The 25,984-nt window shown below is 72.0% G+C and carries 27 protein-coding genes; 10 read left to right on the top strand and 17 right to left on the bottom strand.

Annotation, left to right across the window (positions count from 1 at the left end; translation table 11 throughout):
• Positions 1-24 precede the first annotated feature (24 nt).
• The 3 genes from ACLJTM_RS05335 to ACLJTM_RS05345 form a co-directional block, all read right to left on the bottom strand.
• Positions 25-411 carry a hypothetical protein gene (locus ACLJTM_RS05335; protein ID WP_411102290.1) on the bottom strand — a complete coding sequence of 129 codons (387 nt, stop codon included), beginning with the start codon at positions 409-411 and terminating at the stop codon, positions 25-27.
• A 125-nt stretch (positions 412-536) separates the two neighbouring features.
• Positions 537-1,262, bottom strand: a complete 726-nt coding sequence (gene rph / locus ACLJTM_RS05340) for a ribonuclease PH (RefSeq protein ID WP_411102143.1) — start codon at positions 1,260-1,262, stop codon at positions 537-539.
• Positions 1,263-1,394: 132 nt separating this feature from the next.
• Positions 1,395-1,628 (bottom strand): glucose PTS transporter subunit EIIB, encoded by a 234-nt coding sequence (locus ACLJTM_RS05345; protein ID WP_008742596.1) that lies wholly within the window; start codon positions 1,626-1,628, stop codon positions 1,395-1,397.
• Positions 1,629-1,857: 229 nt separating this feature from the next.
• Between ACLJTM_RS05345 and ACLJTM_RS05350 the strand changes: the two genes are divergently transcribed.
• The 3 genes from ACLJTM_RS05350 (at position 1,858) to ACLJTM_RS05360 (ending at position 5,720) form a co-directional block, all read left to right on the top strand.
• Positions 1,858-3,156 carry a PTS transporter subunit EIIC gene (locus ACLJTM_RS05350; RefSeq protein ID WP_411102144.1) on the top strand — a complete coding sequence of 433 codons (1,299 nt, stop codon included), beginning with the start codon at positions 1,858-1,860 and terminating at the stop codon, positions 3,154-3,156.
• A gap of 298 nt (positions 3,157-3,454) precedes the next feature.
• Entirely contained in the window at positions 3,455-4,720 is a 1,266-nt protein-coding gene (locus tag ACLJTM_RS05355; protein WP_411102145.1) for a PTS transporter subunit EIIC, read from the top strand.
• A 94-nt stretch (positions 4,721-4,814) separates the two neighbouring features.
• Positions 4,815-5,720 carry a hypothetical protein gene (locus ACLJTM_RS05360; protein ID WP_411102146.1) on the top strand — a complete coding sequence of 302 codons (906 nt, stop codon included), beginning with the start codon at positions 4,815-4,817 and terminating at the stop codon, positions 5,718-5,720.
• An 88-nt stretch (positions 5,721-5,808) separates the two neighbouring features.
• On the opposite strand, the gene ACLJTM_RS05365 is transcribed toward ACLJTM_RS05360, so the two are convergent.
• Positions 5,809-6,561: an MBL fold metallo-hydrolase gene (locus ACLJTM_RS05365; RefSeq protein ID WP_411102147.1), complete on the bottom strand. Its 753-nt coding sequence runs from the start codon at positions 6,559-6,561 to the stop codon at positions 5,809-5,811.
• Positions 6,562-6,797: 236 nt separating this feature from the next.
• Between ACLJTM_RS05365 and ACLJTM_RS05370 the strand changes: the two genes are divergently transcribed.
• Positions 6,798-7,220, top strand: coding sequence for a hypothetical protein (locus ACLJTM_RS05370; protein WP_411102148.1), 423 nt, complete (start codon positions 6,798-6,800; stop codon positions 7,218-7,220).
• Between the two features lie 5 nt (positions 7,221-7,225).
• Positions 7,226-7,600: a DUF488 domain-containing protein gene (locus ACLJTM_RS05375; RefSeq protein WP_411102291.1), complete on the top strand. Its 375-nt coding sequence runs from the start codon at positions 7,226-7,228 to the stop codon at positions 7,598-7,600.
• A gap of 226 nt (positions 7,601-7,826) precedes the next feature.
• Here ACLJTM_RS05375 and ACLJTM_RS05380 read toward each other — a convergent pair whose 3' ends face one another.
• The 7 genes from ACLJTM_RS05380 to clpS all read right to left on the bottom strand — a co-directional run bounded on the left by ACLJTM_RS05380 (position 7,827) and on the right by clpS (position 12,560).
• On the bottom strand, positions 7,827-8,777 hold the full coding sequence (locus ACLJTM_RS05380) for a PLP-dependent cysteine synthase family protein (protein WP_411102149.1): 951 nt from the start codon (positions 8,775-8,777) through the stop codon (positions 7,827-7,829).
• The gene (locus ACLJTM_RS05385) at positions 8,777-9,064 is read right to left on the bottom strand and encodes a MoaD/ThiS family protein (protein WP_411102150.1); all 288 of its coding nucleotides are present in this window, start codon (positions 9,062-9,064) and stop codon (positions 8,777-8,779) included. The genes ACLJTM_RS05380 and ACLJTM_RS05385 overlap by 1 nt, the downstream gene beginning before the upstream one ends.
• A gap of 103 nt (positions 9,065-9,167) precedes the next feature.
• Positions 9,168-9,275, bottom strand: coding sequence for a putative leader peptide (locus ACLJTM_RS05390; protein WP_310941867.1), 108 nt, complete (start codon positions 9,273-9,275; stop codon positions 9,168-9,170).
• A 77-nt stretch (positions 9,276-9,352) separates the two neighbouring features.
• A complete protein-coding gene (locus tag ACLJTM_RS05395) occupies positions 9,353-9,775 on the bottom strand; it encodes a Mov34/MPN/PAD-1 family protein (RefSeq protein WP_411102151.1) in 423 nt (140 codons plus the stop codon).
• Between the two features lie 78 nt (positions 9,776-9,853).
• Complete coding sequence (locus tag ACLJTM_RS05400; RefSeq protein ID WP_411102152.1) at positions 9,854-11,290, bottom strand: amino acid permease; 1,437 nt, start codon at positions 11,288-11,290, stop codon at positions 9,854-9,856.
• A gap of 350 nt (positions 11,291-11,640) precedes the next feature.
• Positions 11,641-12,246 (bottom strand): DUF2017 domain-containing protein, encoded by a 606-nt coding sequence (locus ACLJTM_RS05405; RefSeq protein ID WP_411102153.1) that lies wholly within the window; start codon positions 12,244-12,246, stop codon positions 11,641-11,643.
• Positions 12,246-12,560, bottom strand: a complete 315-nt coding sequence (gene clpS / locus ACLJTM_RS05410; protein ID WP_411102154.1) for an ATP-dependent Clp protease adapter ClpS — start codon at positions 12,558-12,560, stop codon at positions 12,246-12,248. Before clpS ends, ACLJTM_RS05405 begins: the two co-directional genes overlap by 1 nt.
• 80 nt (positions 12,561-12,640) lie before the next feature.
• Between clpS and ACLJTM_RS05415 the strand changes: the two genes are divergently transcribed.
• The gene (locus ACLJTM_RS05415) at positions 12,641-13,969 is read left to right on the top strand and encodes a nicotinate phosphoribosyltransferase (RefSeq protein ID WP_411102155.1); all 1,329 of its coding nucleotides are present in this window, start codon (positions 12,641-12,643) and stop codon (positions 13,967-13,969) included.
• Positions 13,970-14,096: 127 nt separating this feature from the next.
• Positions 14,097-14,708: an isochorismatase family protein gene (locus tag ACLJTM_RS05420; protein ID WP_411102156.1), complete on the top strand. Its 612-nt coding sequence runs from the start codon at positions 14,097-14,099 to the stop codon at positions 14,706-14,708.
• Here ACLJTM_RS05420 and ACLJTM_RS05425 read toward each other — a convergent pair.
• Together ACLJTM_RS05425 and ACLJTM_RS05430 are read right to left on the bottom strand one after the other, a co-directional pair.
• Complete coding sequence (locus ACLJTM_RS05425) at positions 14,705-15,016, bottom strand: hypothetical protein (protein ID WP_411102292.1); 312 nt, start codon at positions 15,014-15,016, stop codon at positions 14,705-14,707. The two genes, ACLJTM_RS05420 and ACLJTM_RS05425, sit on opposite strands and share 4 nt — an antisense overlap.
• A gap of 112 nt (positions 15,017-15,128) precedes the next feature.
• Positions 15,129-17,537 carry an immune inhibitor A domain-containing protein gene (locus tag ACLJTM_RS05430; protein ID WP_411102157.1) on the bottom strand — a complete coding sequence of 803 codons (2,409 nt, stop codon included), beginning with the start codon at positions 17,535-17,537 and terminating at the stop codon, positions 15,129-15,131.
• A 382-nt stretch (positions 17,538-17,919) separates the two neighbouring features.
• On the opposite strand from ACLJTM_RS05430, the gene ACLJTM_RS05435 reads away from it, so the two are divergent.
• Positions 17,920-18,195 carry a hypothetical protein gene (locus tag ACLJTM_RS05435; protein WP_411102158.1) on the top strand — a complete coding sequence of 92 codons (276 nt, stop codon included), beginning with the start codon at positions 17,920-17,922 and terminating at the stop codon, positions 18,193-18,195.
• Positions 18,196-18,283: 88 nt separating this feature from the next.
• Here the strand turns inward: ACLJTM_RS05435 and ACLJTM_RS05440 are convergent, their stop codons facing one another.
• The gene (locus ACLJTM_RS05440; protein ID WP_411102159.1) at positions 18,284-19,036 is read right to left on the bottom strand and encodes an RDD family protein; all 753 of its coding nucleotides are present in this window, start codon (positions 19,034-19,036) and stop codon (positions 18,284-18,286) included.
• Between the two features lie 88 nt (positions 19,037-19,124).
• On the bottom strand, positions 19,125-20,552 hold the full coding sequence (locus tag ACLJTM_RS05445) for an RDD family protein (RefSeq protein ID WP_411102160.1): 1,428 nt from the start codon (positions 20,550-20,552) through the stop codon (positions 19,125-19,127).
• A gap of 277 nt (positions 20,553-20,829) precedes the next feature.
• Here ACLJTM_RS05445 and ACLJTM_RS05450 point away from each other — a divergent pair, with 277 nt between their 5' ends.
• Positions 20,830-21,312: an SsgA family sporulation/cell division regulator gene (locus tag ACLJTM_RS05450; RefSeq protein WP_411102161.1), complete on the top strand. Its 483-nt coding sequence runs from the start codon at positions 20,830-20,832 to the stop codon at positions 21,310-21,312.
• 100 nt (positions 21,313-21,412) lie between these two features.
• Here ACLJTM_RS05450 and ACLJTM_RS05455 read toward each other — a convergent pair whose 3' ends face one another.
• Positions 21,413-22,816: an FAD-binding oxidoreductase gene (locus ACLJTM_RS05455; RefSeq protein ID WP_411102162.1), complete on the bottom strand. Its 1,404-nt coding sequence runs from the start codon at positions 22,814-22,816 to the stop codon at positions 21,413-21,415.
• A gap of 96 nt (positions 22,817-22,912) precedes the next feature.
• Between ACLJTM_RS05455 and ACLJTM_RS05460 the strand changes: the two genes are divergently transcribed.
• The gene (locus ACLJTM_RS05460) at positions 22,913-24,505 is read left to right on the top strand and encodes a tetratricopeptide repeat protein (RefSeq protein ID WP_411102163.1); all 1,593 of its coding nucleotides are present in this window, start codon (positions 22,913-22,915) and stop codon (positions 24,503-24,505) included.
• Positions 24,506-24,794: 289 nt separating this feature from the next.
• On the opposite strand, the gene hppD is transcribed toward ACLJTM_RS05460, so the two are convergent.
• On the bottom strand, positions 24,795-25,940 hold the full coding sequence (hppD, locus tag ACLJTM_RS05465) for a 4-hydroxyphenylpyruvate dioxygenase (RefSeq protein WP_411102164.1): 1,146 nt from the start codon (positions 25,938-25,940) through the stop codon (positions 24,795-24,797).
• Positions 25,941-25,984: the final 44 nt, after the last annotated feature.

Here is a 25,984-nt window from a genome sequence, read left to right on the forward strand (position 1 = left end):
CCCGGTGGCGGGGCGGTGGCCGGGTCAGCCGGGGGTGCAGACCTTGGACAGTTCGCCGGCGGCGTCGGCGACGGGCTGGATGTCGGGGGTGGCGTCGCCGTTGTCGATGGAGGTGCGGACGTTCTTGACGGCCGTTTCCATGGAGTTGATGGCCTTGCCGAGGTCGGCGTTGTCGGTCTGGTCGCCGATCTTCTTGAGGTTGGTCTCGATCTGGTCGAGGGCGTTCTGGGCGTCCTGGGGGCTGTTGCCGGCCTGGGAGACCGCTTGCTGGAGGTCGTTGGCGCCGTCGGTGATGGCCACGGCGGTGTTGGCGCAGTCCATGGCGGTGGAGATGGCGTCGCATGCGGTCAGGGCGGGTATGGCGAGGGCCGCGGCGAGGGCCGCGGCGGCGATGCGGTGCGTGGGCTTGATCGGCTTCACTTCGGGGTCCCCCAGGTACGGGCGCGGGTGGTCGGGTACGTGGACGGGCGCACGGCTGTGACACCGTGCGCCCGTGTGTGCAGAGACGCCGGGGCGGGCCCGGCGGTTGCCGCGTCCTACAGTTCGAGTGCGCTGCGCTGGATGGCTTCGAGGTCTGCGCAGCCTCCGGCGGCGAGGTCGAGGAGGGCGTTGAGTTCCTTGCGGTCGAAGGGTTCGCCTTCGGCGGTGCCCTGGACCTCGACGAAGCGGCCGTCGCCGGTGCAGACGACGTTCATGTCGGTTTCGGCGCGCACGTCTTCCTCGTAGCAGAGGTCGAGGAGGGGGAGGCCGTCGACGATGCCGACGCTGACGGCGGCGACGGTGCCGGTGAGGGGTTTGCGGCCGGCCTTGATGAGCTTCTTCTGCTGGCCCCAGGTGATGGCGTCGGCGAGGGCGACGTAGGCGCCGGTGATGGCGGCGGTGCGGGTGCCGCCGTCGGCTTGGAGGACGTCGCAGTCGAGGACGACGGTGTTCTCGCCGAGCGCCTTGTAGTCGATGACGGCGCGTAGTGAGCGGCCGATGAGGCGGGAGATCTCGTGGGTGCGGCCGCCGATTTTGCCGCGGACGGATTCGCGGTCGCCGCGGGTGTTGGTGGAGCGGGGCAGCATCGAGTATTCGGAGGTGACCCAGCCTTCGCCGCTGCCTTTGCGCCAGCGGGGGACGCCTTCGGTGAAGGAGGCGGTGCAGAAGACCTTGGTGTCTCCGAAGGAGACGAGGACGGAGCCCTCTGCGTGCTTGCTCCAGCCGCGTTCGATGGTGACGGGGCGGAGCTGTTCGGGGGTGCGGCCGTCGATGCGAGACATGGGGTGAGCCTAGTCCCTGCCGGGGTGCGGGCAGACCCCGTCCGGCGGGGGCTGGGACGGGGTCTGCGGTGGTGGTGCGGGTGGTGCTGGTGGTGGGGTGGTGCGGTGTGTCCGGTCAGGTGGACGACCGGGTCACATCATGTCTTCGATGTCGGCGGCGATGGGGTCGGCGTCGGTGCCGATGACGACCTGGATCGCGGTGCCCATCTTGACGACGCCGTGGGCGCCGGCGGCCTTGAGGGCGGCTTCGTCGACGAGGTCGGGGTTGACGACTTCGGTGCGCAGGCGGGTGATGCAGCCTTCGACTTCTTCGATGTTCTCGATACCGCCGAGCCCGGCGACGATCTTCTCAGCCTTGGTGGCCATGTGTTTCTCCCTGGGTGTTACGAAGAACGAGTCTCGGCGGCCGGTGCGTGCGGGTGTTCTCGTACGCGTTCCGCGTTGTCACGGTAACGCACGGTTGGCCCAGCTACGCGAGCGCGTGACCGTGGTCTACCGAATGATGACGATCAGCAGCAACCTGCCCACAACTGGTCTACACCAGTGTGCCGCACGTCTTGCAACTGCCAAAAACGGGCCGGTCAGGGAGGACGCGATGAGCGCGAGCAGCGCTGCGGCGGCGCCGCAGCCGAAGTGGTGGAACGGCTTGTTCCAGGGCTTGCAGAAGATGGGGCGGAGCCTGCAGCTGCCCATTGCCGTCCTGCCCGCCGCGGGCATCCTGAACCGGCTGGGCCAAGACGACGTGTTCGGCAAGGACGGTCTCGGCTGGACGGACGTCGCCCGGGTGATGGCGGCGGCGGGCGGGTCGCTGCTCAATGCGGACCTGGGTCTGCCGCTGCTGTTCTGCATCGGTGTGGCGATCGGCATGGCGAAGAAGGCGGACGGTTCGACGGCGTTGGCGGCGGTGGTCGGCTTCCTCGTCTACCGGAGCGTGCTGCGGGCCTTCCCCAAGGGGTGCCCGGCGGACACCACCGACATCAAGGGCGGCTGCCTGGGGCCGGACAACACCTTCGCGGAGTACACCTTCCAGAATCCGGGGGTGTTCGGCGGCATCGTGATGGGCCTGCTGGCGGCGTGGTTCTGGCAGCGGTACCACCGGGTGAAGCTGGTGGACTGGCTCGGTTTCTTCAACGGCCGACGGCTGGTCCCGATCATCATGACCTTCGTGGCGATCGCGTTCGCCGTGCTGTGCCTGTGGGTCTGGCCGCCGATCGGTGCCGCGCTGGAGAGCTTCTCCGACTGGCTGGTGGGTCTGGGCTCGTGGGGCGCCGGCATCTTCGGGGTCGCGAACCGCGCCCTGCTGGTGGTCGGCCTGCACCAGTTCCTGAACGTGCCGGTGTGGTTCCAGTTCGGTTCCTTCACCAAGCCGGACGGGACGGTGGTGCACGGTGACATCCCGATGTTCCTGGCGGGCGACCCGCAGGCCGGGCAGTTCCTGTCGGGGTTCTTCCCCATCATGATGTTCGCCCTCCCGGCGGCGGCGCTGGCGATCACGCACTGCGCGAAGCCGCTGCGGCGCAAGGAGGTCGGGGGGCTGATGCTGTCGGTGGGCCTGACCTCGTTCGTCACGGGGATCACGGAGCCCCTGGAGTACTCGTTCCTCTTCGTGGCCCCGGCGCTGTATGCGATCCACGCGGTGCTGACGGGTGTCTCGATGGCGGTGACCTGGGCGCTGGGGGTGCACGACGGCTTCAGCTTCTCGGCGGGTCTGATCGACTACGTCATCAACTGGAGCCTGGCGACGAAGCCGTGGATGATCATCGTGATCGGCCTGGCCTTCGCCGTCGTCTACTACGCGGTGTTCCGCTTCGCCATCACGAAGTTCGACATCCCGACGCCGGGCCGGGAGTCGGACGAGGAGATCGAGGAGATGCAGAAGGAGAACGTCAAGTAGCGGTGTGCGCCGCCGGACGGACTTCCGGCCCCTGCGCCAGGCCCTCGGATCCGCGGATCCGGGGGCTTCGGTCCTGTCCGGGGGTCCCGCGGGCGGGGCGGCCGGGGTTCGCGGGCGGGGTGTGGTGCAGGCCACAGGAAATCGAAGGTTCCTTATCTAACCCTCACCGTGTTACAACTGGTCTACACCAGAATTGGTGTAGACCACGTGGGCCTGTCTGCGCTCGCGTACCCCCCTTTTTCGAGACGCCGCCGTCCCCCGGCTCGCCCTGGCGGCGCCTTGCCCACTGGAGGAAGTTGTGACGACGGCTAGCGCTGCCCCGGCAGCCGAGAAGAAGAAGGGCGCTGGCGTGATGGCCGTCATGCAGCGCATCGGGCGGAGCCTCATGCTCCCCGTCGCGGTGCTGCCGGCCGGCGCCCTGCTCATCCGCCTCGGCCAGGACGACATGCTCGGGAAGGCCTCGCTTCCCGACTTCGTCAACAAGATCGCCACGTACATGGCGGCCGGCGGTGACGCGATCATCGGCAACATGGCGCTGCTGTTCGCCGTGGGCATCGCGATCGGCTTCGCCAAGAAGTCGGACGGTTCGACCGCGCTCGCCGCGGTCACCGGCTACCTGGTCTTCGCGAAGGTCCTCGGGACCTTCACCGACTCCAGCCTGCCGCAGATCGAGAAGGTCGTCGACCACAAGGTCGTCCTCGTGGACGCGCCCGTCGACGCGAAGGTGCTCGGCGGTGTCGTCATGGGCATCGTCGTCGCGCTGCTCTACCAGAAGTTCTACCGGACCAAGCTGCCGGACTGGGCGGGCTTCTTCGGCGGCCGCCGCCTCGTCCCGATCCTCTCCGCCTTCGCGGGTCTGGCCATCGGCATCCTCTTCGGTCTCATCTGGCCGGTCCTCGGCACGGGTCTGCACAACTTCGGCGAGTGGCTCGTCGGTTCCGGCGCCGTCGGCGCGGGCATCTTCGGCGTCGCCAACCGTGCGCTCATCCCCGTCGGCATGCACCACCTGCTGAACTCCTTCCCGTGGTTCCAGGCGGGCGAGTACAACGGCAAGAGCGGCGACATCGCCCGCTTCCTCGCCGGCGACCCGAGCGCCGGACAGTTCATGACCGGGTTCTTCCCGATCATGATGTTCGCCCTTCCCGCGGCCTGCCTCGCGATCGTCCACTGCGCCCGCCCCGAGCGCCGCAAGGTCGTCGGCGGCATGATGTTCTCGCTGGCCCTCACCGCGTTCGTCACCGGTGTCACCGAGCCCATCGAGTTCACCTTCATGTTCATCGCCCCGGTGCTCTACGCCGTGCACGCGGTGCTGACCGGTGTCTCCATGGCGCTGACCTGGTCGCTGGGGATGAAGGACGGCTTCGGTTTCTCCGCCGGTGCGATCGACTTCTTCCTGAACCTCGGTATCGCGACCAAGCCGTGGATGCTGGCCTTGGTGGGCCTGTGCTTCGCCGCGCTCTACTACGCGATCTTCCGCTTCGCGATCATCAAGTGGAACCTCCCCACGCCGGGCCGCGAGTCCGACGAGGAGCTCGCCGAGCTGGCGAAGGCCGAGGCCAAGTAGGCTCCGCGCGCCCGCCGCTCTCAGGACCGAAGTCCCCGTCTTTCCCTACGAAAGGCGGGGGCTTCGGCCTGTGCGGGTTCCCTACGGTGGAACGATGACGGAACAGCGCATTCTCGACCTCGACCGTGACCGGCTCGCCGCCCTGCGGGGACGCGCCCTGAGCCGGGCCGTCGCCGCCGCCGAGGGGCGGACCATGGTGGCCGAGGTCTTCGCCGAACGGGCCGCGTTGTCCCCGCACCCGGACGGGCGCGGGGTGCACAACGCCGAGCTGGTCGCCGCGTTCGGTGCGGACATCGTCGTCCTGAACCTCATCGAGCGGGCCTGGGACGGTGAGCGGCTGCGGTTGCCGGGCCTGGGCGAGTTCACCTCGTTCACGGAGCTGGCCCAGGTGATCGGGCGGCCGGTCGGCGTGAACCTGGAGCCCGGTGACGTGCCGGAGATCCGCCGCGCGAAGCCCGAGTACGCCAAGCGGCTCCTGGGGATGGGCGCGGCGATGCTGTGCATCACGGCGAACCCGGGCACGGGCGGCTCGTACGGGGCGATGGCGCGGGTCACCGAGGAGCTGCGCCGGGGCCTGGGGGCCGATGCGGCCCTGTGGTCGGGCAAGATGCACCACGCCGGGCATCCGGAGCGGGTCACCACGGCGCGGCTGACCGCGCTGGTGGACGCGGGTGCGGACGGGGTGGTGATGCCGCTGCCCGGCACCCTGCCGGGGGTGACCCGGGAGCTGGCGGCCGAGGCGGTGGCCGCGGTGCAGGACGCGGGTGCGATCGTGATGGGCGCCATCGGCACCAGCCAGGAGGGCAGTCACGCGAACGTGGTGCCGCAGCTCGCCCTGAACGCGAAGGAGGCGGGCTTCGACGCGCACCACTTCGGGGACTCCTACGTTCCGGGGATGTGCGACCCGGAGGTGATGTACGCGTACTCGGTGGCGATCCGGGGCCGGCGGCACACCTGGAACCGGATGGCGCTCGGCGGCCGCCGGGCCCGCGCGGCGTAGCCGGGCGCCTGCCGCCTTCCGCGCCTGCCGCCTGCCGCCTGCCGCCTGCCGCCTTCCGGAGCGGCCCCGCACGGCTCCCGGGGGCCGGTCAGATCTCGTAGACCGCCCCGGCGTGCGCCAGTTCCACCGGGCCGTCGTATACCTCCCGGGCGTCCGCGAGGTTCTGGGCGGCGTCCGTCCACGGCGGGATGTGGGTGAGGACCAGGCGGCCGACCCCGCCGCCGTGGGCGTACTCCCCGGCCTCGCGGCCGTTGAGGTGGAGGTCGGGGATGCTTTCCTTGCCGTGCGTGAAGGAGGCCTCGCACAGGAAGAGGTCGGCGCCCTCGGCGAGCAGCCCCAGTTCGGGGCAGGCGCCGGTGTCGCCGGAGTACACGAGCGAGCGGCCGCCGTGCTCGATGCGGATGCCGTAGGCCTCGACCGGGTGGCTGACCCGTTCGGTGCGGATCCGGAAGGGGCCGATCTCGAAGCTGCCCGGCTTCAGGGTGCGGAAGTCGAAGACCTCGCTCATGGAGTGCTCGTTCGGGACGTCGTCGTAGGCCGCGTTCAGGCGCTTCTCGGTGCCTTCGGGTCCGTAGACGGGCAGGGCCTCGCAGCGGCCGCCCTCGTGCCGGTAGAAGCGGGCGACGAAGTACCCGCACATGTCGATGCAGTGGTCGGCGTGCAGGTGGCTCAGGAAGATCGCGTCCAGGTCGTAGAGGCCGCAGTACCGCTGGAGGTCGCCGAGGGCGCCGTTGCCCATGTCGAGGAGCAGCCGGAAGCCGTCGGCCTCGACGAGGTAGCTCGAACAGGCCGATTCCGCGGACGGGAACGACCCGGAGCAGCCGACGACGGTGAGCTTCATGGAGCGTGAACCTCCGTGGACGGTCCGTGGACGGAATGCGGGCCGTGCGTGGGTCGAGCGTAAGGCGCGAAACCTCGTGTCGCTCCTCCACGGCGGGCCGTTGTGGGGGGAATCACCTGCGCTGTCACCCGGGGGGGCGACAGCTGGTACAGACGTTGCCGTGCGGGGGCGCCGGGCGGGAGCGGGGCTGCGGGTGCTGCCGTGCCGGGGGCGTGCGGCGCGACTACGGTCGAAGCATGGACACGTCCTGGTGGCCCGCGGGGGCTGCGGTCGTGGCCGTGGCGCTGGTGATGCTGGTCGCGGGGCGGGCGCCGGGGCTCCCCCGGCGCCGGCGGGCGCCGCGCGGGGGCGGTCCCGCGCCCCGGCCGGGGCCGGGCGAGCTGTGGCGGCTGCAGGACGGGCGGGTGTGCCTGGTGCTGACGGTGGGTCCGGTACGGGAGCACCGGGCGCGGGTCGCGTGGATCACGGGCAAGTACGACGACCGGCGGGCCGGGGTGATCCCGCTGCCGCCGGGGACGGTGGGGGCGCAGGGCCGGGCGGCGTTCCTGGAGGCGGACCGGCCGGCGCGGGTGCCGCTGGGGGACTTCGGGCGGCGGCTGGGCGTGCTGGACCCCACCGTGTGGGACGAGGTCAAGGGTCTGGGAGGCGGTGGCCGGTGAGTGCGGTGGTGCGGGTGCGGCGCGTGTACGACCCGGCGGAGCCCGGTGCGGACGGGGTACGGGTGCTCGTGGACCGGCTGTGGCCGCGCGGCCTGTCGAAGGAGGCTGCGGCCGTCGACGACTGGCCGCGGGCGCTGACGCCGTCGGCCGGGCTTCGCCGGTGGTTCCACGCGGGCGGCTCCGCCGGGGAGTTCCGGCGGCGGTACGAGGCGGAGCTGGGTGCGCCGGAGGCGGTGGCGGAGCTGGAGCGGCTGCGCGGCCTGGCGGCGCGGGGGCCGCTCACGCTGCTGACCGCGGCCAGGAATCCGGAGTCCGGCCATGCGGCGGTGCTCGCGGAACTGCTGGCCGGCCGCGACGTGCCGCCGCGACACGACGGCTGAGCCCCGGTCCCGCCCGCCGGAACCGGGCCGGCCGCCGGGACCGGGCCGGACGCCGGGATGGAGGCGCCGGGGCGGGCCGGCCGCCGGGACCGGGTCGGCCGCCGGGGCGGAGCCGGGCGCCGGGACCGGGCCGGGCGGCGGGGTCAGGGGGTTTTGTGGCGGCCGCCCCCGTTCGGGGCGGCCGCGGCACGGGGCCGCTCCCCCGCCCGTACGCCGTGGTGCCGGGTCATGCCCAGAGCTGGCCCTGGAGGACCTCGATGGCTTCCTCGGTCGTGGCGGCCGTGTAGACGCCCGTCGAGAGGTACTTCCAGCCGCCGTCGGCGACGACGAAGACGATGTCCGCGCTCTCGCCCGCCGCGACCGCCTTGCGGCCCACGCCGATCGCGGCGTGCAGCGCGGCGCCGGTGGAGACGCCCGCGAAGATGCCTTCCTCCCGCAGGAGCTCGCGCGTGCGGGTGACGGCGTCCGCCGAGCCCACCGAGAAGCGGGTGGTGAGCACGGAGGCGTCGTAGAGCTCCGGGACGAAACCCTCGTCCAGGTTGCGCAGGCCGTAGACGAGGTCGTCGTAGCGCGGCTCGGCTGCGACGATCTTGATGTTCGCGACGTTCTCGCGCAGGTAGCGGCCGACGCCCATGAGGGTGCCGGTGGTGCCCAGGCCCGCCACGAAGTGGGTGATGGAGGGCAGGTCCGCGAGGATCTCCGGGCCCGTGGTGGCGTAGTGGGCGCCCGCGTTGTCCGGGTTGCCGTACTGGTAGAGCATCACCCAGTCCGGGTGCTGCGCCGCCAGCTCCTTGGCCACGCGGACGGCGGTGTTCGAGCCGCCGGCGGCCGGCGACGGGATGATCTCGGCTCCCCACATGGCCAGCAGGTCGCGCCGTTCCTGGCTGGTGTTCTCCGGCATCACGCACACGATGCGGTAGCCCTTGAGCTTGGCCGCCATCGCCAGGGAGATGCCGGTGTTGCCCGAGGTGGGCTCCAGGATGGTGCAGCCCGGGGTCAGCCGGCCGTCCTTCTCCGCCTGCTCGACCATGTGGAGCGCGGGGCGGTCCTTGATCGAGCCGGTGGGGTTGCGGTCCTCCAGCTTCGCCCAGATGCGGACGTCGTCCGAGGGCGACAGCCGGGGCAGCCGGACCAGCGGCGTGTTGCCGACCGCGGCCAGGGGGGAGTCGTAACGCATCAGACAGCGCCGCCGGCCACGGCGGGGAGGATGGTGACGCTGTCGCCGTCCTTGAGGCCGGTGGAGATGCCCTCCAGGAAGCGGACGTCCTCGTCGTTGAGGTAGACGTTGACGAAGCGGCGCAGCTCGCCGCCCTTGGCCTCGTCGACGATGCGCTCGCGGATGCCCTTGTGGCGGGTCTCCAGGTCGGCGAAGAGCGCGTCGAGGGTGGCGCCCTCGCCCGACACGGCCTTCTCGCCGCCGGTGTAGGTGCGGAGGATGGTGGGGATGCGGACCTCGATGGCCATGGCTGGCTCCAGTGTCGTGAAGGGGCGTGCGTGCGGAAACCGCGCGGTTCTGGTGCGCCCCCGCGCGAGAGGGGCTGTGGTGCGCTGTGGTGTGCTGTGGGGCTCAGGCAGCAGGACAGATGGCGCTGGCGAGGCGGCACAGGTCGACGTGCAGCCGCGCCACGAGCAGCAGCCTGCCGGGCGTCTCGATGCTCACGTCGTGGGGAACCATGCGGTCATGTTAACGATTCCCGGTCCCCCGTTTGGAGTGTGATCCCGCATCGTGGGCTCCATCCGCTCACATACTGGTCAGTAGGCTGCTACGACCTGCACTTCTTCCTCCGTGATCACACCGTCGACGATCCGGTAGGAGCGGAACTGGAACTCCCCGAGGCCGTCCTGGTCCGCGGTGGAGACCAGGACGTAGTGGGCTCCGGGCTCGTTCGCGTAGGTGACGTCCGTGCGCGAGGGGTAGGCCTCGGTGGCGGTGTGGGAGTGGTAGACGATCACCGGTTCCTCGTCGCGGTCGTCCAGTTCGCGGTAGAGCGCGAGCAGGTCCTTGGAGTCGAACTCGTAGAACGTGGGCGAGCGGGCCGCGTTGAGCATGGGGACGAACCGCTCGGGGCGGTCGGTGCCCGCCGGGCCGGCCACGACGCCGCACGCCTCGTCGGGGTGGTCCTGGCGGGCGTGCTCGACGATCCGGTCGTACAGGGCCTGGGTGAGGGTCAGCATGAGCGACAGGATAAACAGACGGGCCCCCGCGTACCGAGGAGTGGTACGCGGGGGCCCGGATGCTGGACGGGAGCGGGCTCAGCCGGCCTTGTTGAAGGCGGCGGCGCGCGGGTTGCGGGACTTCAGGCCCAGGTAGGACAGGCCGAGGACCAGGCCCCACAGCGGGGCGCAGTACAGCGAGACGCGGGCGTCCTTGTCGATGCCCATCATCACGATGACCATGCCGATGAACAGCAGGGCGAACCAGCTGGTCCACGGGGCGCCCGGGGCGCGGAAGGACGACTGCGGGAGCTCGCCGCGGTCGGCCTTGGCGCGGTAGCGGAGCTGGCAGACCAGGATCATGATCCAGGCCCACATGCCGGAGATGGTGGCGAAGGAGACGACGTAGTCGAAGGCCTTGCCCGGGGCGACGTAGTTGATCCAGACGCCCACCAGCATCAGCGCGGCGGAGAAGGTGGTGCCGATCAGCGGGGTGCCGCTCTTGGTGAGCCGGGTGAAGAACTGCGGGCCCTGGCCGTTGAGCGCGAGGTCGCGCAGCATGCGGCCGGTGGAGTACATGCCCGAGTTGCAGGAGGACAGGGCGGCGGTCAGCACGACGAAGTTGACGATCGCGGCGCCGACGCCGAGGCCCATGCGCTCGAAGGCGGCCACGAAGGGCGAGACGCCGGGCTGGAAGTGGGTCCAGGGGACGACCGAGAGGATCATGATCAGTGCGCCGACGTAGAAGACGGCGATGCGCCACGGCACGGTGTTGATGGCCTTGGGCAGGGTCTTCTCGGGGTCCTTGGACTCGCCGGCGGTGACGCCGACCAGCTCGACCGCGAGGAAGGCGAACATGACGATCTGCAGGGTCATCAGCGTGCCGCCGATGCCCTTGGGGAAGAAGCCGCCGTCGTTCCACAGGTTGGTGACGGTGGCGGTGTCGCCCGCATCGGAGAAGCCGAGGGTGAGGATGCCGGCGCAGATCAGGATCATGCCGACGATGGCGGTGACCTTGACCATGGAGAACCAGAACTCCAGCTCGCCGAAGAGCTTCACGGAGATCAGGTTGGCGGCGTAGAGGACGACCGTGAAGATCAGCGCGTACGCCCACTGGGGGAAGCTGTCATGGGTCCAGTACGCCATGTACTGCGCGGCCGCGGTGACCTCGGTGATGCCGGTGACCACCCAGAACAGCCAGTACGTCCAGCCGGTCACGTAACCCCAGAACGGGCCGAGGAACTCGCGGGCGTAGTCCGAGAAGGAGCCGGACACGGGGCGGTACATGAGCAGCTCGCCCAGCGCCCGCATGATGAAGAAGATGACCAGGCCGGCGATGGCGTAGGCCAGGATCAGGCTCGGGCCGGCCTTGGAGATCGCCTTGCCCGCGCCGAGGAAGAGGCCGGTGCCGATGGCTCCGCCGATCGCGATCATCTGGATCTGGCGGGCGCCGAGGGCGCGGTGGTAGCCCTCGCCTTCGCCCTGGCCGCCCTCGGCGGGCTTCCTGTCGTGCTGCTCGACCTGCACTGAGGTCATGTCTCGTGAGCCTTTCTCCACGCCGGGCCGGCCTCGATGCGGCGGTGGCCCGGTCCTCGATCCCCCCGGATACGGATGGAGTTGCACGCCGGCGGTCCGCCGGTTCGAGCGGCCGGGGGACATGGGTGGCGTCCCGTCGGCGGTCGTGAAGATTTATCACGTGCTTACGGGTGGCCGAGCAGAGGAAATGTGAGGCAGCCCACAGGAAATTCAGGACATGGGTCCTGAAACACGTCAGATCACCGCATCGCGGTGATCTGATCGTTATCCGGATTTGAGCGTCCGCTGAGCGAACGGCGCCCGGCCTCCGGGGGCTGCTCGGGGTCACCGGGAGGGGTGCGCCCCGGCGGTCAGAGAAGGGTCTCGATCAACGTCTCCTGGAGGCCGCCGAGCCACAGGTACGCCATCACCATCGGCTTGCGCGGGTCGTCGTCCGGCAGCCGGAACAGCACAGCGCTCTCGTCGTCCTCGGTGATCTCCAGCCGGGCCGCGATGGTCAGCCGCAGGTCGTTGAGGGCGCCGAGCCAGCGCAGCGGCTGCTCCCCGGTCAGCTCCAGCACCGCGGCCCCGTCCCCGGCCGGGGTGAGCCCGTCCAGGGTGTGTACGACGGCCAGGGCGTCCCCGCGCTTGCGGTCGCGCAGGTCGTTCTCGGTGAACCGGCGGAACTCCGCCGACCGGGCCGTCAGCTCCGCCGGGTCCACACCGGCCTCGGCGGCGCCGTCCGGGGCGCCGTAGGCGTCGGGGAACAGCCGGGCCAGGGCCGGGTCGGCGGGGGGCTCGGAGGGGCCCTCGGCGAACAGCGCGGCGAGCGGGTCCGCGTCCTCGGCCGGCTCGGGGGCGCCCGGGCCGATCAGCTCCAGCAGCTGCACGGCCAGCGACCTGAGGATGGAGATCTCGATCGCGTCCAGCGCGATGGCGGCCCCGCCGCCCTTCAGGGCCTGGAACGTGCCGCCCATCAGGTGCGGTCCTGGGTGAGGGTCGCCCACAGGCCGTAGCCGTGCATGGCCTGCACGTCGCGCTCCATTTCCTCGCGGGTGCCGCTGGAGACGACCGCCCGCCCCTTGTGGTGGACGTCGAGCATCAGCCGGTGCGCCTTGTCCTTGGGGTAGCCGAAGTACGCCTGGAACACGTAGGCCACGTAGCTCATGAGGTTGACCGGGTCGTTGTGCACCAGGGTCACCCAGGGGACGTCGGGTTCGGGGACCGCGAAGGTCTCTTCGGCCGATTCGGTGCGTTCGATCTCAATGGGAGCAACACTCACTCGTCCCATGCTGCCACCGGGAGGGGCCTGTCGCACAAACGGGCCCTAGATCTCGTCACTCTGACGAAATGTGCGCTAGCATCCGTGCCATGAACCCTGCGGACCTGGGCCTGCCGGTGGACGTGCCGTCGACAGCGCTCTTCACGGACCATTACGAGCTCACCATGCTGCAGGCCGCCCTGGCCAACCGCACCGCCGACCGCCGCTCGGTCTTCGAGGTGTTCACCCGGCGGCTGCCCGAGGGCCGGCGCTACGGCGTGGTGGCGGGAACCGGCCGGGTGCTCGACGCGGTGGAGAACTTCCGCTTCGACGGAGCGGTCCTGGAGTTCCTGCGCGAGAACGCCGTCGTCGACATGCGCACCCTGGACTGGCTGGCCTCGTACCGCTTCTCCGGCGACATCTGGGGCTACCCGGAGGGCGAGGTCTACTTCCCGGGCTCGCCGATCCTGCGCGTCGAGGGCAGCTTCGCCGAGTGCGTGCTGCTGGAGACCGTGATCCTGTCCATCCTCAACCACGACTCGGCCATCGCGGCGGCCGCCTCCCGGATGTCGTGCGCCGCCGGCGGCCGGCCGCTGATCGAGATGGGCGCCCGCCGCACCCACGAACTCGCGGCGGTGGCCTCCGCCCGCGCCGCGTACGTCGCCGGCTTCACCTCGACCTCGGACCTGGCGGCCGGCTTCCGGTACGGGATCCCCACCGTCGGCACCAGCGCCCACGCCTTCACCCTCGTGCACGACGACGAGCGGGACGCCTTCACCGCGCAGGTCGCCTCCCTGGGCAGCTCCACCACCCTGCTGGTCGACACCTACGACGTCGCCGAGGCCGTCCGCACGGCCGTGGAGGTCGCCGGGACCGGGCTCGGCGCGGTCCGCATCGACTCCGGGGACCTGCTGCTGGTCGCCCACCGGGTGCGCCAGCAGCTCGACGAGCTCGGCGCGACCTCGACGCGGATCGTGGTCACCTCGGACCTCGACGAGTACGCCATCGCCTCGCTGGCCGCGGCGCCCGTGGACGCGTACGGGGTCGGCACCCAGCTGGTGACCGGCAGCGGGCACCCGACGTGCTCGATGGTCTACAAGCTGGTGGCCCGCGCGACCTCCGCGGACCCCAAGGCGGCGCTGGCCCCGGTGGCGAAGAAGTCCTCCGGCGGCAAGACCTCCGTCGGCGGCCGCAAGTGGGCGGCCCGCCGACGGGACGCCGACGGCACGGCGGAGGCCGAGGTCATCGGCACCGGGCCGGTCCCGGCGGCGCTGGCGGATGCCCAGCTGCTGGTCGAGCTGGTCAAGGGCGGCGAGGTCGTCGCCCGGGAGCCGCTGGAGGCGGCCCGCGAGCGCCACCGCACGGCCCTTGCCGGGCTGCCGCTGTCCGCCACGCAGCTCTCGCGCGGCGAGGCCGTGCTCCCCACGGAGTACGTGTAGCCGCGGGCCCGCTGCCGGAACGCCGTACGGGTCCGGGGCGGAGCGCCCAGTTTCGGGAAGGGGCGGGGCGGGGGAAGAGCCCCCGCGGGGCCCCGCCGCACGGATCCAACGAGCCGAAGGACACGTCATGCACCGCGCACTGATCGTCGTCGACGTCCAGAACGACTTCTGCGAGGGCGGCAGCCTCGCGGTCACCGGCGGAGCCGACGCCGCCGCCGCCATCACGGAGCTCATCGGCCAGGCCACGGCCGGCTACCGGCACGTGGTCGCCACCCGCGACCACCACATCGACCCCGGCGCGCACTTCGCCCGGCCCCCGGCCGAACCGGACTACGAGACCTCCTGGCCCGTGCACTGCGTCGCCGGGACGGAGGGCGTGGGCTTCCACCCGAACTTCGCCCCCGCCGTGGCCTCGGGGGCCGTGGCCGCCGTCTTCGACAAGGGGGCGTACGAGGCTGCGTACAGCGGTTTCGAAGGCGCCGACGAGAACGGCGTGACGCTGGACCGGTGGCTGCGCGACCGGGACGTCACCGAGGTGGACGTGGTCGGCATCGCCACCGACCACTGTGTCCGGGCCACCGCGCTGGACTCCGCCCGGGCGGGCTTCACCACCCGGGTCCTGCTCGGGCTCACGGCCGCGGTCGCCCCGCACACCACCGCCCGCGCCCTGGACGAGCTGCGGGCGGCGGGCGTCGCCCTGGTGGGCGACCAGGGCCAGGACGCCCCCGCACAGCGCTAGGTGCCCAGGAGGGCCCTGATCGGGTGCCAGAGCTCCTGGGCCCGGTCCGGGGCGCAGCGCCACAGGAGGCCGTCGGGGTGGTGCAGGACGGCCGTGACCTCGTCGGGGGTCGGCGGGTGCGCGTTGCCCCGCAGGTAGACCGCCCGCATGCCGAGGTTGCGCAGCCTGGTCAGGGCGCGCGCCCGGTTCGCGGCGTGCACCAGCACGCGGACGTGGCCTTCGTCGCCCCCCTCGCCGGGCGGCCTCGGCAGCGTGAGCGCGACCACCACGCTGCCGCCCGGCAATCTGACGAAACCTCCACCTGGCATGCCTGTCATCTCCCCCGTCAATAAGAAACTCGCACCACGCATCTAAACGCGAACGGCCGCCGCCCGCTAGAGGGCGACGGCCGATCATGCTGTGACCTGCGGGTTTACCGAATTACTTCGCGGAGGGGCCGACCTCGATCGTCATGACGAGACCGTCGTAGGTCTCCTTGGCGATCTTGATCTTGGTGTTGGTGTCAGTGACCTTCACCGAACCGGTCGGGTTCTCGTCGTAGTAGTACTTGCCCTTGTGGTCGTCGAAGACCAGGTTCGTGGGCTTCGGCTTGATGAAGAGCGACTCGCCGTTCTTGTGCAGCGTGAACGCATCCGTCGAGTAGGCGCTGAAGGTCGCGTCGTACGGCTGGATCTTGTTGCGCAGCAGCGTGCCGTCCGCCCACTTCATGGGCTTGGCGTTGGCGTCGATCGGCAGGATCAGGCCCTGGCCCGGGTGCTGGCTGGTGTTGTTGTCCTTCTGGGAGGTGTCCCACTGCCAGATGAGCAGACCGTCCTGGTACGGGTAGTGCTCGACCCAGTCCGGCTTGGTGTTGCCGAAGCCGAAGTTGTACGGGCCCACCTTGAGGGTGGAGTCGTACGACACGTAGCGGCGGTTCTCCGCGATGTAGTACTGCGCGTACTCCTTGGTGAAGCCGGCGCCGACCCGCGAGAAGCCCTTGCCGGTCCAGCCGTTGTCGCCGTTCTCGGCGCCGTCGGTGAACAGCGTGGCGCCGTCCGCGGTGATGTTGACGGCATCGGCGGTGAAGCCCTTGCCGCCCGCGCCGCCGTCCGTCTGGTAGCGGAAGCGGATGTCGACCTTCTTGCCGGCGTAGGCGTCGAGCGGGAAGTTCAGCGACTTCCAGGCGCCCGAGACACCGGTCAGCGAGGGGCTGCCGGAGGCGTCGACCGGGAGGGCCGCGCCGTCGGCGGTGCCGGCGAGGGGCGTCCAGGTGGCGCCGCCGTCGGTGGAGGCCTCGGTGTAGAGGTAGTCGTACTCGGCCTCGATGTCCCACCAGCCCTTGAGCGACAGCGCCGCCGAGGTCTTGCCGGTGAGGTCGACCGACCGGGTCAGGGTGTTCTTGAGGTCGTCACCCATGTTGCTCCACCACTGCGAGGAGCCCTCGGCGGGAGCGACGATCTCGGTCTTGACCTGCTTCTTCGGCAGGTCGACGACCAGGGCCTGCTTGTCCTTGGTGTTGTACTCCGCGACGCCCAGCTTGTGGGTGGACTTCGTCGCGGCCTTGGCCTGGTCGTAGTTCAGCCAGCCCAGCTGCAGCTTGTCCCAGGCCGTCATGTCGCCCGGGAGGTCGCCTATGGAGTCCTGGCCCTTGCCGAGCCAGGAGCCGGCCGACATCAGGGACCAGAAGCCGACGCTGTTCTCGCCGCCACCGGAGGTGTCGTAGAGGTCCGGCAGGCCGAGGTCGTGGCCGTACTCGTGCGCGAAGACGCCGAGGCCGCCGTTCTCGGGCTGCATCGTGTAGTCGCCGACCCAGATGCCCGTGTCGCCGATCTGGGCGCCGCCGGCCTTGTTGTTCTCGGGGCCGGTCTTGCCCGCCTGGGTGCCGTAGGCGTACCAGCGGTGGGCCCACAGCGCGGTGGTGCCCTGCACGCCGCCGCCGGCCGACTCGTCCTCGCCCGCGTGGACGATCTGGAAGTGGTCGATGTAGCCGTCGGGCTCGTTGAAGTTGCCGTCGCCGTCGAAGTCGTAGCGGTCCCACTGGTCGTACTGGGACAGCTGCGCCTTGATCTGCGCGTCGGTCTTGCCGGCCTTCTTCTGGGCCTGCGTCCACGCGAGGACGCCGTCCTTGACGGTGTCCCACACGTTGGAGCAGTTGGTCTGGCCGCAGTAGTTCGAGCCGTAGCGGCCCTCGTTGTACGGGACCTTGACCCAGTCGGCGACCTCGCCCTCGACCGAGTACCGGCCCGAGGAGGTCTTCTCGTAGTAGGTCTTCAGCGAGTCCTTGCCCTGGCCGGTACCGAAGTACAGGTCCTGGAAGTAGTCGCGGCTGAAGTCCTTGCGCCAGGCGGTGCTGTTGTCCTTGGCGCGGTCCGGCTGGGCGATCGTGTTGTGCAGCGGACCGGGGGTGCCGCCGTACTTCGGGACCGCGGGCTGCGGGCCCTCCGGACCGTCCGGGTCGAACATGGTCGTGTTGTCGACCTGGTCGCCGAACTCGACGAGGATCGTGAAGATCTTGTCGGTCTTCTCGCGGCCGAGCTCGACGTACTTGTTCTCGTCGAGCTTGACGACCTTGGAGGCGCCGCGCTGCTCGACGTCCTTCTTGCCCGTCAGGACCTGGTCCAGGGCCGCCTCGCGCTGCTGCGCCTGCTGCTTGCTGAACGGGCCTTCGAGGTCGTGCTTGACGTGCTCCTTCGACGGAGCCGTGGGGTCCTGCCGGTCGGCGGCGGGAGCGGTCCACTGGTCGTCTGCCTGGGCGGCGGTGAAGAAGGCCCCGGAAGCCGCGGTTGCGGCCAGGGTGACCCCGATGGCCGCGACGCGCAGGGTGCGCCTTCTGGCGGAGTTGCTGGTCACTTGATGTCGTTCCCCTCCCGCGGCCGCAACGTAGGTCGGAACGTCTCCATAGGAGCGGGGGGTTCCGCGCGGCGCGCGTCTCAAGTGACGACATTTGACCGGAGAGACGCGAGAAAAGACAGACCTTGACTTGTCACCGACAACTGCACTATGCGGGCGCCGAGTTCCGCTATCCGGACATTCTCCGGCCATACCGGGCGAAGGGCCCTTCCCGCCCCTCGCGCGGCACTCGAGAATGACCCCGTGCGCCCCCCGTGCTCCGGTACCGCGGGTGAGGGGACGCTTACCGGTGGTTCCCCTCGGGCATCCCTGGTCGTAGAGTCCCTTGACGCGCGACCAGGTTGAGCCGACTCCCCCTCCCGCCTTGAGGACGGATACCGCCATGCCGCGTCCGACTGCCGCACAGCTCGCCTACGGGTCCGCCACCGTCGTGGTCTCGACGATCGCCATGCTGCTGCTCTCGCGGACGAGCACCGGGGCAGGCGTCGCGGTCATCTCCGCGGCCGCCCTGGCCCTCGGACTGCTCGTCGCCCTCACCGTGCCGGCGCCCCGGCGGCGCGGCCGCCACGCGGCCCGGACGGGCTCCGCGGCGGCTTCCCCGGGCGCCCGGGTGCCCGGCCCCCGGACGGCCGAGGCCGAACACCCCGTGCACCACTGAGCGTTCACCCCGCTCCCCCCGCACCGCTGTGCGCGCATGAGCCGTTCGAGCCGTTCGAGCCGTGCTGCAGGAGCCGGTCGCCGGGCCGTCAGCGGGACTGGACCACGACCGTCTTGCCCACCTTGTCGTGCAGACCCTGCTTGTACGGCTTGTCGACGAGGATCGAGATGACCAGCGCGATCGGCCACAGGCAGAAGCAGCAGATCAGCGTCGGCAGCCAGAGCGTGGCGGCGCGGCCCAGCGCGGCGTTGGACGGCGGGACGCTGCCGTCGTTGAGCATCGCGGTGCGCAGGCCCATCGCCTTCTTGCCGACCGTCTGGCCGTTCTTCTTCGTGAACCACCAGTCGTAGCCCACGTACGCGGCGATCGAGATCAGCGTCATGATCAGACCGCTGCCGCTGTAGGAGCGGGTGACGACCTCGCTGATGTCCTCGCCCCGGTTCGTCTCGACCGTGTACCGCTTCGTGCCGAAGGCCAGCTGGATGAGGAACAGCGGCACGGCGATGATCAGCACGTCGATGATGCGGGCGGCGAGGCGCTTGCCGAAGTCGGCGAGCGGGGGCATCCCGGCCAGCGGATCCGGCATGCCGTGCCCGCCGCCGTACGGGTCGCCGCTGCCGCCGTACGGGTCCCCGGAGCCGCCGTAGGGCGGCGGTGGGGGCGGGTATCCCCCGCCTCCCCCGCCGGCGCCCGGGCCGCCCGGCGGAGGCGGGTAGCCCCCTCCGGCGGGGGGCGGTGAGCCGTACGGCGATCCGCCCGACGGCGGAGTCGGCTCCTGGGGCTTCTTGAGGAACGGGTCGTCCTCGGGCGGCTGGCCCGGCGGCGGCTGGTCGGTGCTCATGGCCCGAGTCGAACCCGGCTCCGGTACCCCCGCAACGGGAACGCGTCCGTTCGGGGGGCGGGCGGGGCCCCCCGCCCGGCCGGCCCGCTCAGCGGGCCACGTACGTCTTCGCCGCCTTGTCGTGCCAGGCCTGGCGGCGCGGGCGGTCCACCAGGCACCAGAGGCTGCCCGGCACGCCCAGTACGGCGTACACCAGCCAGCGGCGCAGGGCCGCCCCGACGGTGGGCGGGCGCAGGGTGGCGGTGGCCAGGACGCGGACGCCGAGGAGCTTCTTGCCGGGAGTGCGGCCCCAACGGGCCGTGGGCAGGACCTCGTAGAAGACCCCGAAGAGCAGGACGGCGCCGAGGACCAGGCCGAGGTGTCCGGCCACGGTGGTGTCGAACAGCCAGACGGTGGTGGCGCGGCCGGCGCCCCGGGCGGCGTCCACCTTGGCCTCGACGTGGGCGGTGACGGCGGGCAGCCGGGTCCATGCGGCCGCGGCGCCGACCGCGCCGAGGACCAGCACGTCCAGCAGCCGGGCGGCGCCCCGGCGCAGCAGTCCCGCCGGGCGTACGGCGCGCTCCGCCATCCGCTCGAACACGGCGCGGGCCGTGGAGGCGGGCCTGGCGGCGGGGGCGGCCTCGGCGGCGAGGACGGCCTCGGGGACGGCCGGCCGGACCCCGGCGGGCCGGGGCGCCCACACCTCCGGGCGGTCGGCGGCCGGGGCGGGAGCCGGGGCCGGCCGGGGCGCGGCGGGCTCCGGGGGCCGTACCGCGGTGCGCGAGCCCGGCGCGGGACCGCGCCGCTTCCGGTCCTCGGCGTCCTCCTCGGGCCCGGCCGCCGCGGGGGCCTCGGCCGGGGCGGCGGTGGTCCGCGGGGCGGCCTCGGGCCATGAGGAGGTCAGCCCGGAGCCGGCTCCCCCGGGGCCGCCGGGGGCGTCGGGCCACTCCGGGGCGGGGGCTGGGGCGTGGGGCTGGGCGGGGAGGGCCCGCGGTGCCTCCTGCGGCCACGCCGGGGCGGGCGCCGGGGCGGCCGGGGCGGCGGCTGCCGGGGAGCGCGCCGACAGGATGCCCACCGGGGCCGGGGCGGGGAACCGTGCCGCGGGGGCCGCCGCGGCGGCGGCCGTCCGGGCGAGGGAGATGCCGGCGGGCCGGGCGGCCGCGGGCTCCTCCTCCGGCCCGGCGGGGCTGCCCCAGGACACCCGCTCGTCGCGCGGCCCGCCGAAGCCCGCCTGGTGAAGGGGATCGGCCTGCCACCCGGCCGGCTCGGAGCCCGGCTCGGAGCCCGGCTCGGAGCCCGGCCCCGCGTGGGGGCCGGCGTCCGGTTCGGGCAGCCTCTCGGTCGCGGAGGTCTCGTCCAGGAACACCGGCCCCGTCTCCTCTGCGGGGGCGGCCGGTGCGGCGGCCGGCGGCGCCGGGCGGCTGGTGCCCGGCACCCAGGACGCGCCGTTCCAGTACCGGACGTACCCGGGGATGGACGGGTCCGGGTAGTAGCCCTCGCGGGCAGCTTGCCCGCCGTCACCAGGGGAGGCCGTCAATGTCCCCAACTCCGATCGTGGCTTGAGGCGTGTGCAGGGGAGGACCATAGCCAAGAACCGCACCCCGGCAGGTCCGGTAACGGGAGAATGCAAGCCTTCGGGCGAACCCCGGGTCATACGACTGTTTCCGGCCAGTCGACAGAAATCGGCCAATCTCCGTTCCGCTGCCCGAAGTCACGTCACAGTCCGGCGCCCCCGCGCTCTCTCCGGGTGCGGGGCGCCAGCGGGCCCTGCGCACCGAAGCGAAGCGCACGCAGCACACCGAAGTGAGGCCGCCATGCACCACCACCCCGCCATCGAGCGCGAGCTGGAACTCAAGCTGGTCCTGTCCCCCGAGCGCAGCGTCCCCGTCCCCGCCCGGCTGCTGTACCTCACCGAGGACCCGTACGCCGTCCACATCACCTTCCACACCGGATCCAGCGCCCCGGTGAACTGGACCTTCGCCCGCGAGCTCCTGGTGGAGGGGGTGTTCCGGCCCTGCGGCCACGGCGACGTCCGGATCTGGCCGACGAAGATCGACAACAGGTCCGTGCTGTGCATGGCGCTCAGCTCACCCGACGGGGACGCGCTGCTGGAGGCCCCGGCCGGGGCGGTGTCGGCCTGGCTGGAGCGGACCCTGCGGACCGTGGCCCCCGGCACCGAGGCCGACCGGCTCGGCCTGGACGCGGCGCTGGCCGAACTGCTCACCCCGACCCCGGCCGACGACCTGTGGCTGCGCGACCCGTGGCCGTCGGACGAGTCGGCGGACGGTGACCTGTGACATCCCGCGGCCAGCGCCCGCGCACCCCCGCCCCCGCTCCCCCGGGCGGCGCTCGTGCCCGTCCCTGCGCGCCCCCGCACGCGGGCGGGGGCGCGGCCGGTCAGAAGAGCTTGCCCGGGTTGAGCAGCCCCAGCGGGTCGAAGGCCTGTTTGACGGCGCGCTGCATCTCCAGCCCGACCGGGCCGAGTTCCCGGGCCAGCCATTCCTTCTTCAGCACCCCGACGCCGTGCTCGCCGGTGATCGTCCCGCCCAGTTCCAGGCCCAGCGCCATGATCGCGTCGAAGGAGGCCCGGGCCCGCTCCGCCTCGTCCGCGTCGGCCGGGTCGAAGCAGACGACCGGGTGGGTGTTGCCGTCGCCGGCGTGCGCGCAGACCCCGATCAGCAGGTCGTGCGCACGGGCGATGGCGGCCGTGCCGTCCAGCATCTCGGCGAGCCGGGAGCGGGGCACGCACACGTCGTCGATCATGGTGGCGGGCCGCAGGGCCTCCAGGGCGGGCAGCGCCATCCGGCGGGCCGTCAGCAGGAGTTCGGACTCGGCCTCGTCCTCGGCGGGGACGACGGCGGTGGCCCCGGCGGCGGTGCACAGCTTCTCCACGGCGGCGAGCTCCTGCGGGGCGTGCGGGCCGTCGAAGGCGGCGAGCAGCAGGGCCTCGGTGGTGTCGGGCAGGCCCATCCTGCCGAGGGCGTTGACGGCGCGGACCGTCGTACGGTCCATCAGTTCCAGCAGGGAGGGGGTCAGTCCGGCCTCCATCACGGCGCAGACGGCCGCGCAGGCGGCCGCGGCGGAGGGGAACTCGGCGGCCAGGGCGAGGTGGCGGGGCGGGGCGGGCCGCAGCGCGAGGACGGCTTGGACCACGACGCCGAGGCTGCCCTCGGAGCCCACGAAGAGCCGGGTGAGGTCGTATCCGGCGACGCCTTTGGCGGTGCGCCGGCCGGTGTGCAGCAGCCGCCCGTCGGCCAGGACCACGTCGAGGCTGAGGACGTACTCGGCGGTGACCCCGTACTTGACGCAGCACAGGCCTCCGGAGGCGGTGCCGATGTTGCCGCCGATGGTGCACTGCTCCCAGCTGGAGGGGTCGGGAGGGTAGGACAGGCCCTGCGCGGCGACGGCCCGCGAGAGGACGGCGTTGACCACGCCCGGCTCGACGACCGCGATCCGGTCGACGGCGGAGATCTCCAGGATCCGGTCCATCCGGACGAGCGAGAGCACGATGCAGCCGTCGGAGGCGTTGGCGGCGCCGGACAGGCCGGTGCGGGCGCCCTGCGGGACCACGGGGACCCGTAGGGCGGTCGCGGTGCGCAGGACGTGCTGGACCTGTTCGACGGTGCGGGGCAGGACCACGGCGGCCGGGGTGCCGGCCGCGCAGAAGCCTGCCATGTCGCGGGAGTAGGAAGCGGTCACCTGCGGGTCGCTGAGCACGGCCTCGGCCGGGAGGCCTTCCCGCAGGCGCGCGAGGAGTCCGGGGCGGACGTCACGGGGCGGGGTGGGGAGATCGTCGTCCATGGGCTCAGCGTGGCAGCCGGGGCCATCGGTGTGAACACGCCCGCGCCCCTCTTCGGACACCCCGGCCAGCTCTTCATATTGACGCACAGTGACCCCATGCACCGTATCGACCGTATCGACGAGGAATCGCAGCAGCCCGCGCCGCCCGTGACCTTCACCGGCCGCAAGACGCTCGTGGCTGCCGGGGTCGCGGTGGTCCTGATCGCCGGGGCGTTGCTGATCAGGCCGGCCCGCACCGGCGACGACGCCCGCCCGCCGGGTCCCACCGAGCGGGCCGCGTCCGCGGTCGGCATGGGTGCGCCCGCGGCGGCCGTGGACCTGACGGCCCTGGTCGCGGACCGGGAGAAGTGGCTCGCGACGCACGCCAAGGACGACGCCTCCTGGGCGGTGCTGGGCTCCGCGTACCTGGAACAGGCCCGGCGGACCGCGGACTCGGGCTGGTTCCCGAAGGCGGAGAAGGCGCTGAAGCGGTCCCTGGAGGTCCGGCCCGCGGAGAAGGGCAACCTCGACGCGATGACGGGCATGGGTGCGCTGGCCAATGCCCGCCGGGACTTCGGCACCGGCAAGCGGTGGGGCGAGCTGCTGCGGGCGCAGCAGCCCAAGCACTGGACGGCGTACCCGGTGCTGGTGGACGCGTACACCGGGCTCGGCGACTACAAGGCGGCACAGCAGGCGATGGAGCGGCTGCTGGAGCTGCGGACGGGATTGGCCGGTTTCCTCAGGGCCTCGCAGGTCTACCGGGACCGAGGCTGGCGCGAGGACGCGATGATGTCGATGGAGCACGCGGCGGGCGCCGCGAAGTCCCCGTCGGAGAAGGCGTACACGCTGTACCGGCTCGGCGAGCTGTCCTGGGAGCGGGGCGACACGGCGCAGGCGCTGCGGCAGTACGAGGGCGCCCTGCGGGCCGACCCGGCGCAGGCGCAGGCACTGGGCGGCCGGGCCCGGGCGCTGGCCGCGCTGGGGCGGACCGGGGAGGCGCTGCGGGACTACCGGATGGCGCTGGGGCGCACGCCGGAGCCGCGGCTGGCGCTGGAGCTCGGCGAGCTGCTGGAGGCGACCGGCCGCGGCGAGGAGGCGCGGGAGCCGTACGACATGCTGGGCGCGCTGTCGGCGCGGGACGGGTCGAACGGGGCCGATGACGATGTGGTCCTCGGCCTGTACGAGGCGGACCACGGCGATCCGGCGGCGGCGGTGCGGCGGTTGTCACGGGAGTGGTCGCGGCACAAGAGCATGCAGGTCGCGGACGCCCTGGGGTGGGCGCTGCACCGGACGGGCGAGGACGCGTCGGCGCTGGAGTACGCGAAGAAGGCCACGGAGCCGGGGCTGCGCAGCGCGGAGTTCGCCTACCACCGGGCGATGATCGAGCGGGGTCTGGGCGACGAGGCGGCGGCGCGGCGGCACCTGCAGGAGGCGATGCGGACGAACCCGCAGTTCTCGCCGTTGCGGGCGCCGCTGGCGAAGCAGGCGCTGGCCTCGATCGGGGAGCCGGCGCCGGGGGGCCCGGAGAACGTGGAGCCGACGGCGCCGTGGGTGGCGCCGGAGCTGCCGAAGGCGGCGAAGCCGGCGGCGGCGGTCCGGCCGAAGCCGAAGGCCTCCCCGAAGCCGTCCCCGAAGCCGGCGCAGCAGCCGTCCCCGAAGCCGTCCTCGGCGCCTTCGCCGAAGCCGTCCGCGTCGGCCGTGTCGGGCTGAGGGGCGCGGGGCGCGGCCCGGCCCTCCCCCGGGGCGCCCGGGGCGGGGGCGGGCGGCATGCGTCCCCGGCAGGCCCCGGCGGGGCCCGGCAGGCCCTGACACAGGCCCCGGCAGGCCCCGGCGCCCCGGCAGGGCCCGGCTGGCCCTGACACAGGGCCCGGCAGGTCCCGGCAGGGCCCGGCAGGCCCCCGGCAGGCCCCGGCAGGCCCCGGCGCCCCGGCAGGGCCCGGCTGGCCCCGGCAGGCCCCGGCAGGCCCCGGCAGGGTGACCGCCGGGGCCGGTCGCGGCGCTAGAGGTTGCCGCGCTTCTCCTGCTCGCGCTCGATCGCCTCGAACAGGGCCTTGAAGTTGCCCTTGCCGAAGCCCATCGATCCGTGGCGTTCGATCATCTCGAAGAAGACCGTCGGCCGGTCCTGCACCGGCTTGGTGAAGATCTGCAGCAGGTAGCCGTCCTCGTCGCGGTCGACGAGGATCTTCAGCTCGCGCAGGGTCTCGACGGGCACCCGCGTCTCGCCGGCCCACTCGCCGAGCGTGTCGTAGTAGGAGTCCGGCGTGTCCAGGAAGGCCACCCCGGCCGCCCGCATGGCCCGTACCGTCGCGACGATGTCGTTGGTGGCGAGCGCGATGTGCTGGACTCCGGCGCCGCCGTAGAACTCCAGGTACTCGTCGATCTGCGACTTCTTCTTCGCGATCGCCGGCTCGTTGATCGGGAACTTCACCTTCAGGGTGCCGTCGGCGACGACCTTGGACATCAGCGCCGAGTACTCGGTCGCGATGTCGTCGCCCACGAACTCCTTCATGTTCGTGAAGCCCATGACCTTGTTGTAGAAGGCGACCCACTCGTTCATGCGGCCGAGCTCGACATTGCCGACGCAGTGGTCGATGGCCTGGAAGGTGCGCTTGGCCGGGGGCTCGACGATGGGGGCGGCGGCCACGTAGCCGGGCAGGTAGGGGCCCGTGTAGTCCTTGCGCTCGACGAGGGTGTGGCGGGTCTGGCCGTAGGTGGCGATGGCCGCCAGGACGACCGTGCCGTGCTCGTCCTTGACCTCGTACGGCTCGTCCAGGCCGCGGGCGCCGTGCTCGACGGCGTACGCGTAGGCGGCCCGCGCGTCCGGGACCTCGATGGCCAGGTCGACCACGCCGTCGCCGTGCGCGGCGACGTGCTCGTCGAGGAAGCGGCCGCGGTCGGTGGAGGCCTTGATGACCGAGGTCAGGACGAAGCGCGCGGCGCCGTTGGTCAGGACGTAGCTGGCCGTCTCGCGGACGCCGTTCTCCGGGCCGGAGTAGGCGACGAGCTTCATGCCGAAGGCGGTCGAGTAGTAGTGCGCGGCCTGCTTGGCGTTGCCCACGGCGAAGACGACCGCGTCCATGCCCTTCACCGGGAAGGGATCGGCCTCACGCGCGGTGTGCGGGGTGCTGTCGAGGGTCTCAGTCATGTGCGCAGAGTCCCGCCGATCCACAAGCTGCGCAATAGTTTCCG

The organism is Streptomyces sp. cmx-4-9 (assembly GCF_046548835.1).
Lineage (GTDB): Bacteria > Actinomycetota > Actinomycetes > Streptomycetales > Streptomycetaceae > Streptomyces.

What these genes read in the sequence shown, in the direction of transcription:
- rph (WP_411102143.1), bottom strand. Translation starts at nt 1,262, where the DNA reads ATGTCTCGCATCGACGGCCGCACCCCCGAACAGCTCCGCCCCGTCACC.
- ACLJTM_RS05345 (WP_008742596.1), bottom strand. Translation starts at nt 1,628, where the DNA reads ATGGCCACCAAGGCTGAGAAGATCGTCGCCGGGCTCGGCGGTATCGAG.
- ACLJTM_RS05350 (WP_411102144.1), top strand. Translation starts at nt 1,858, where the DNA reads ATGAGCGCGAGCAGCGCTGCGGCGGCGCCGCAGCCGAAGTGGTGGAAC.
- ACLJTM_RS05360 (WP_411102146.1), top strand. Translation starts at nt 4,815, where the DNA reads ATGACGGAACAGCGCATTCTCGACCTCGACCGTGACCGGCTCGCCGCC.
- ACLJTM_RS05365 (WP_411102147.1), bottom strand. Translation starts at nt 6,561, where the DNA reads ATGAAGCTCACCGTCGTCGGCTGCTCCGGGTCGTTCCCGTCCGCGGAA.
- ACLJTM_RS05370 (WP_411102148.1), top strand. Translation starts at nt 6,798, where the DNA reads ATGGACACGTCCTGGTGGCCCGCGGGGGCTGCGGTCGTGGCCGTGGCG.
- ACLJTM_RS05380 (WP_411102149.1), bottom strand. Translation starts at nt 8,777, where the DNA reads ATGCGTTACGACTCCCCCCTGGCCGCGGTCGGCAACACGCCGCTGGTC.
- ACLJTM_RS05385 (WP_411102150.1), bottom strand. Translation starts at nt 9,064, where the DNA reads ATGGCCATCGAGGTCCGCATCCCCACCATCCTCCGCACCTACACCGGC.
- ACLJTM_RS05390 (WP_310941867.1), bottom strand. Translation starts at nt 9,275, where the DNA reads ATGGTTCCCCACGACGTGAGCATCGAGACGCCCGGCAGGCTGCTGCTC.
- ACLJTM_RS05395 (WP_411102151.1), bottom strand. Translation starts at nt 9,775, where the DNA reads ATGCTGACCCTCACCCAGGCCCTGTACGACCGGATCGTCGAGCACGCC.
- ACLJTM_RS05400 (WP_411102152.1), bottom strand. Translation starts at nt 11,290, where the DNA reads ATGACCTCAGTGCAGGTCGAGCAGCACGACAGGAAGCCCGCCGAGGGC.
- ACLJTM_RS05405 (WP_411102153.1), bottom strand. Translation starts at nt 12,246, where the DNA reads ATGGGCGGCACGTTCCAGGCCCTGAAGGGCGGCGGGGCCGCCATCGCG.
- clpS (WP_411102154.1), bottom strand. Translation starts at nt 12,560, where the DNA reads ATGGGACGAGTGAGTGTTGCTCCCATTGAGATCGAACGCACCGAATCG.
- ACLJTM_RS05415 (WP_411102155.1), top strand. Translation starts at nt 12,641, where the DNA reads ATGAACCCTGCGGACCTGGGCCTGCCGGTGGACGTGCCGTCGACAGCG.
- ACLJTM_RS05420 (WP_411102156.1), top strand. Translation starts at nt 14,097, where the DNA reads ATGCACCGCGCACTGATCGTCGTCGACGTCCAGAACGACTTCTGCGAG.
- ACLJTM_RS05425 (WP_411102292.1), bottom strand. Translation starts at nt 15,016, where the DNA reads ATGCCAGGTGGAGGTTTCGTCAGATTGCCGGGCGGCAGCGTGGTGGTC.
- ACLJTM_RS05435 (WP_411102158.1), top strand. Translation starts at nt 17,920, where the DNA reads ATGCCGCGTCCGACTGCCGCACAGCTCGCCTACGGGTCCGCCACCGTC.
- ACLJTM_RS05440 (WP_411102159.1), bottom strand. Translation starts at nt 19,036, where the DNA reads ATGAGCACCGACCAGCCGCCGCCGGGCCAGCCGCCCGAGGACGACCCG.
- ACLJTM_RS05450 (WP_411102161.1), top strand. Translation starts at nt 20,830, where the DNA reads ATGCACCACCACCCCGCCATCGAGCGCGAGCTGGAACTCAAGCTGGTC.
- ACLJTM_RS05455 (WP_411102162.1), bottom strand. Translation starts at nt 22,816, where the DNA reads ATGGACGACGATCTCCCCACCCCGCCCCGTGACGTCCGCCCCGGACTC.
- ACLJTM_RS05460 (WP_411102163.1), top strand. Translation starts at nt 22,913, where the DNA reads ATGCACCGTATCGACCGTATCGACGAGGAATCGCAGCAGCCCGCGCCG.
- hppD (WP_411102164.1), bottom strand. Translation starts at nt 25,940, where the DNA reads ATGACTGAGACCCTCGACAGCACCCCGCACACCGCGCGTGAGGCCGAT.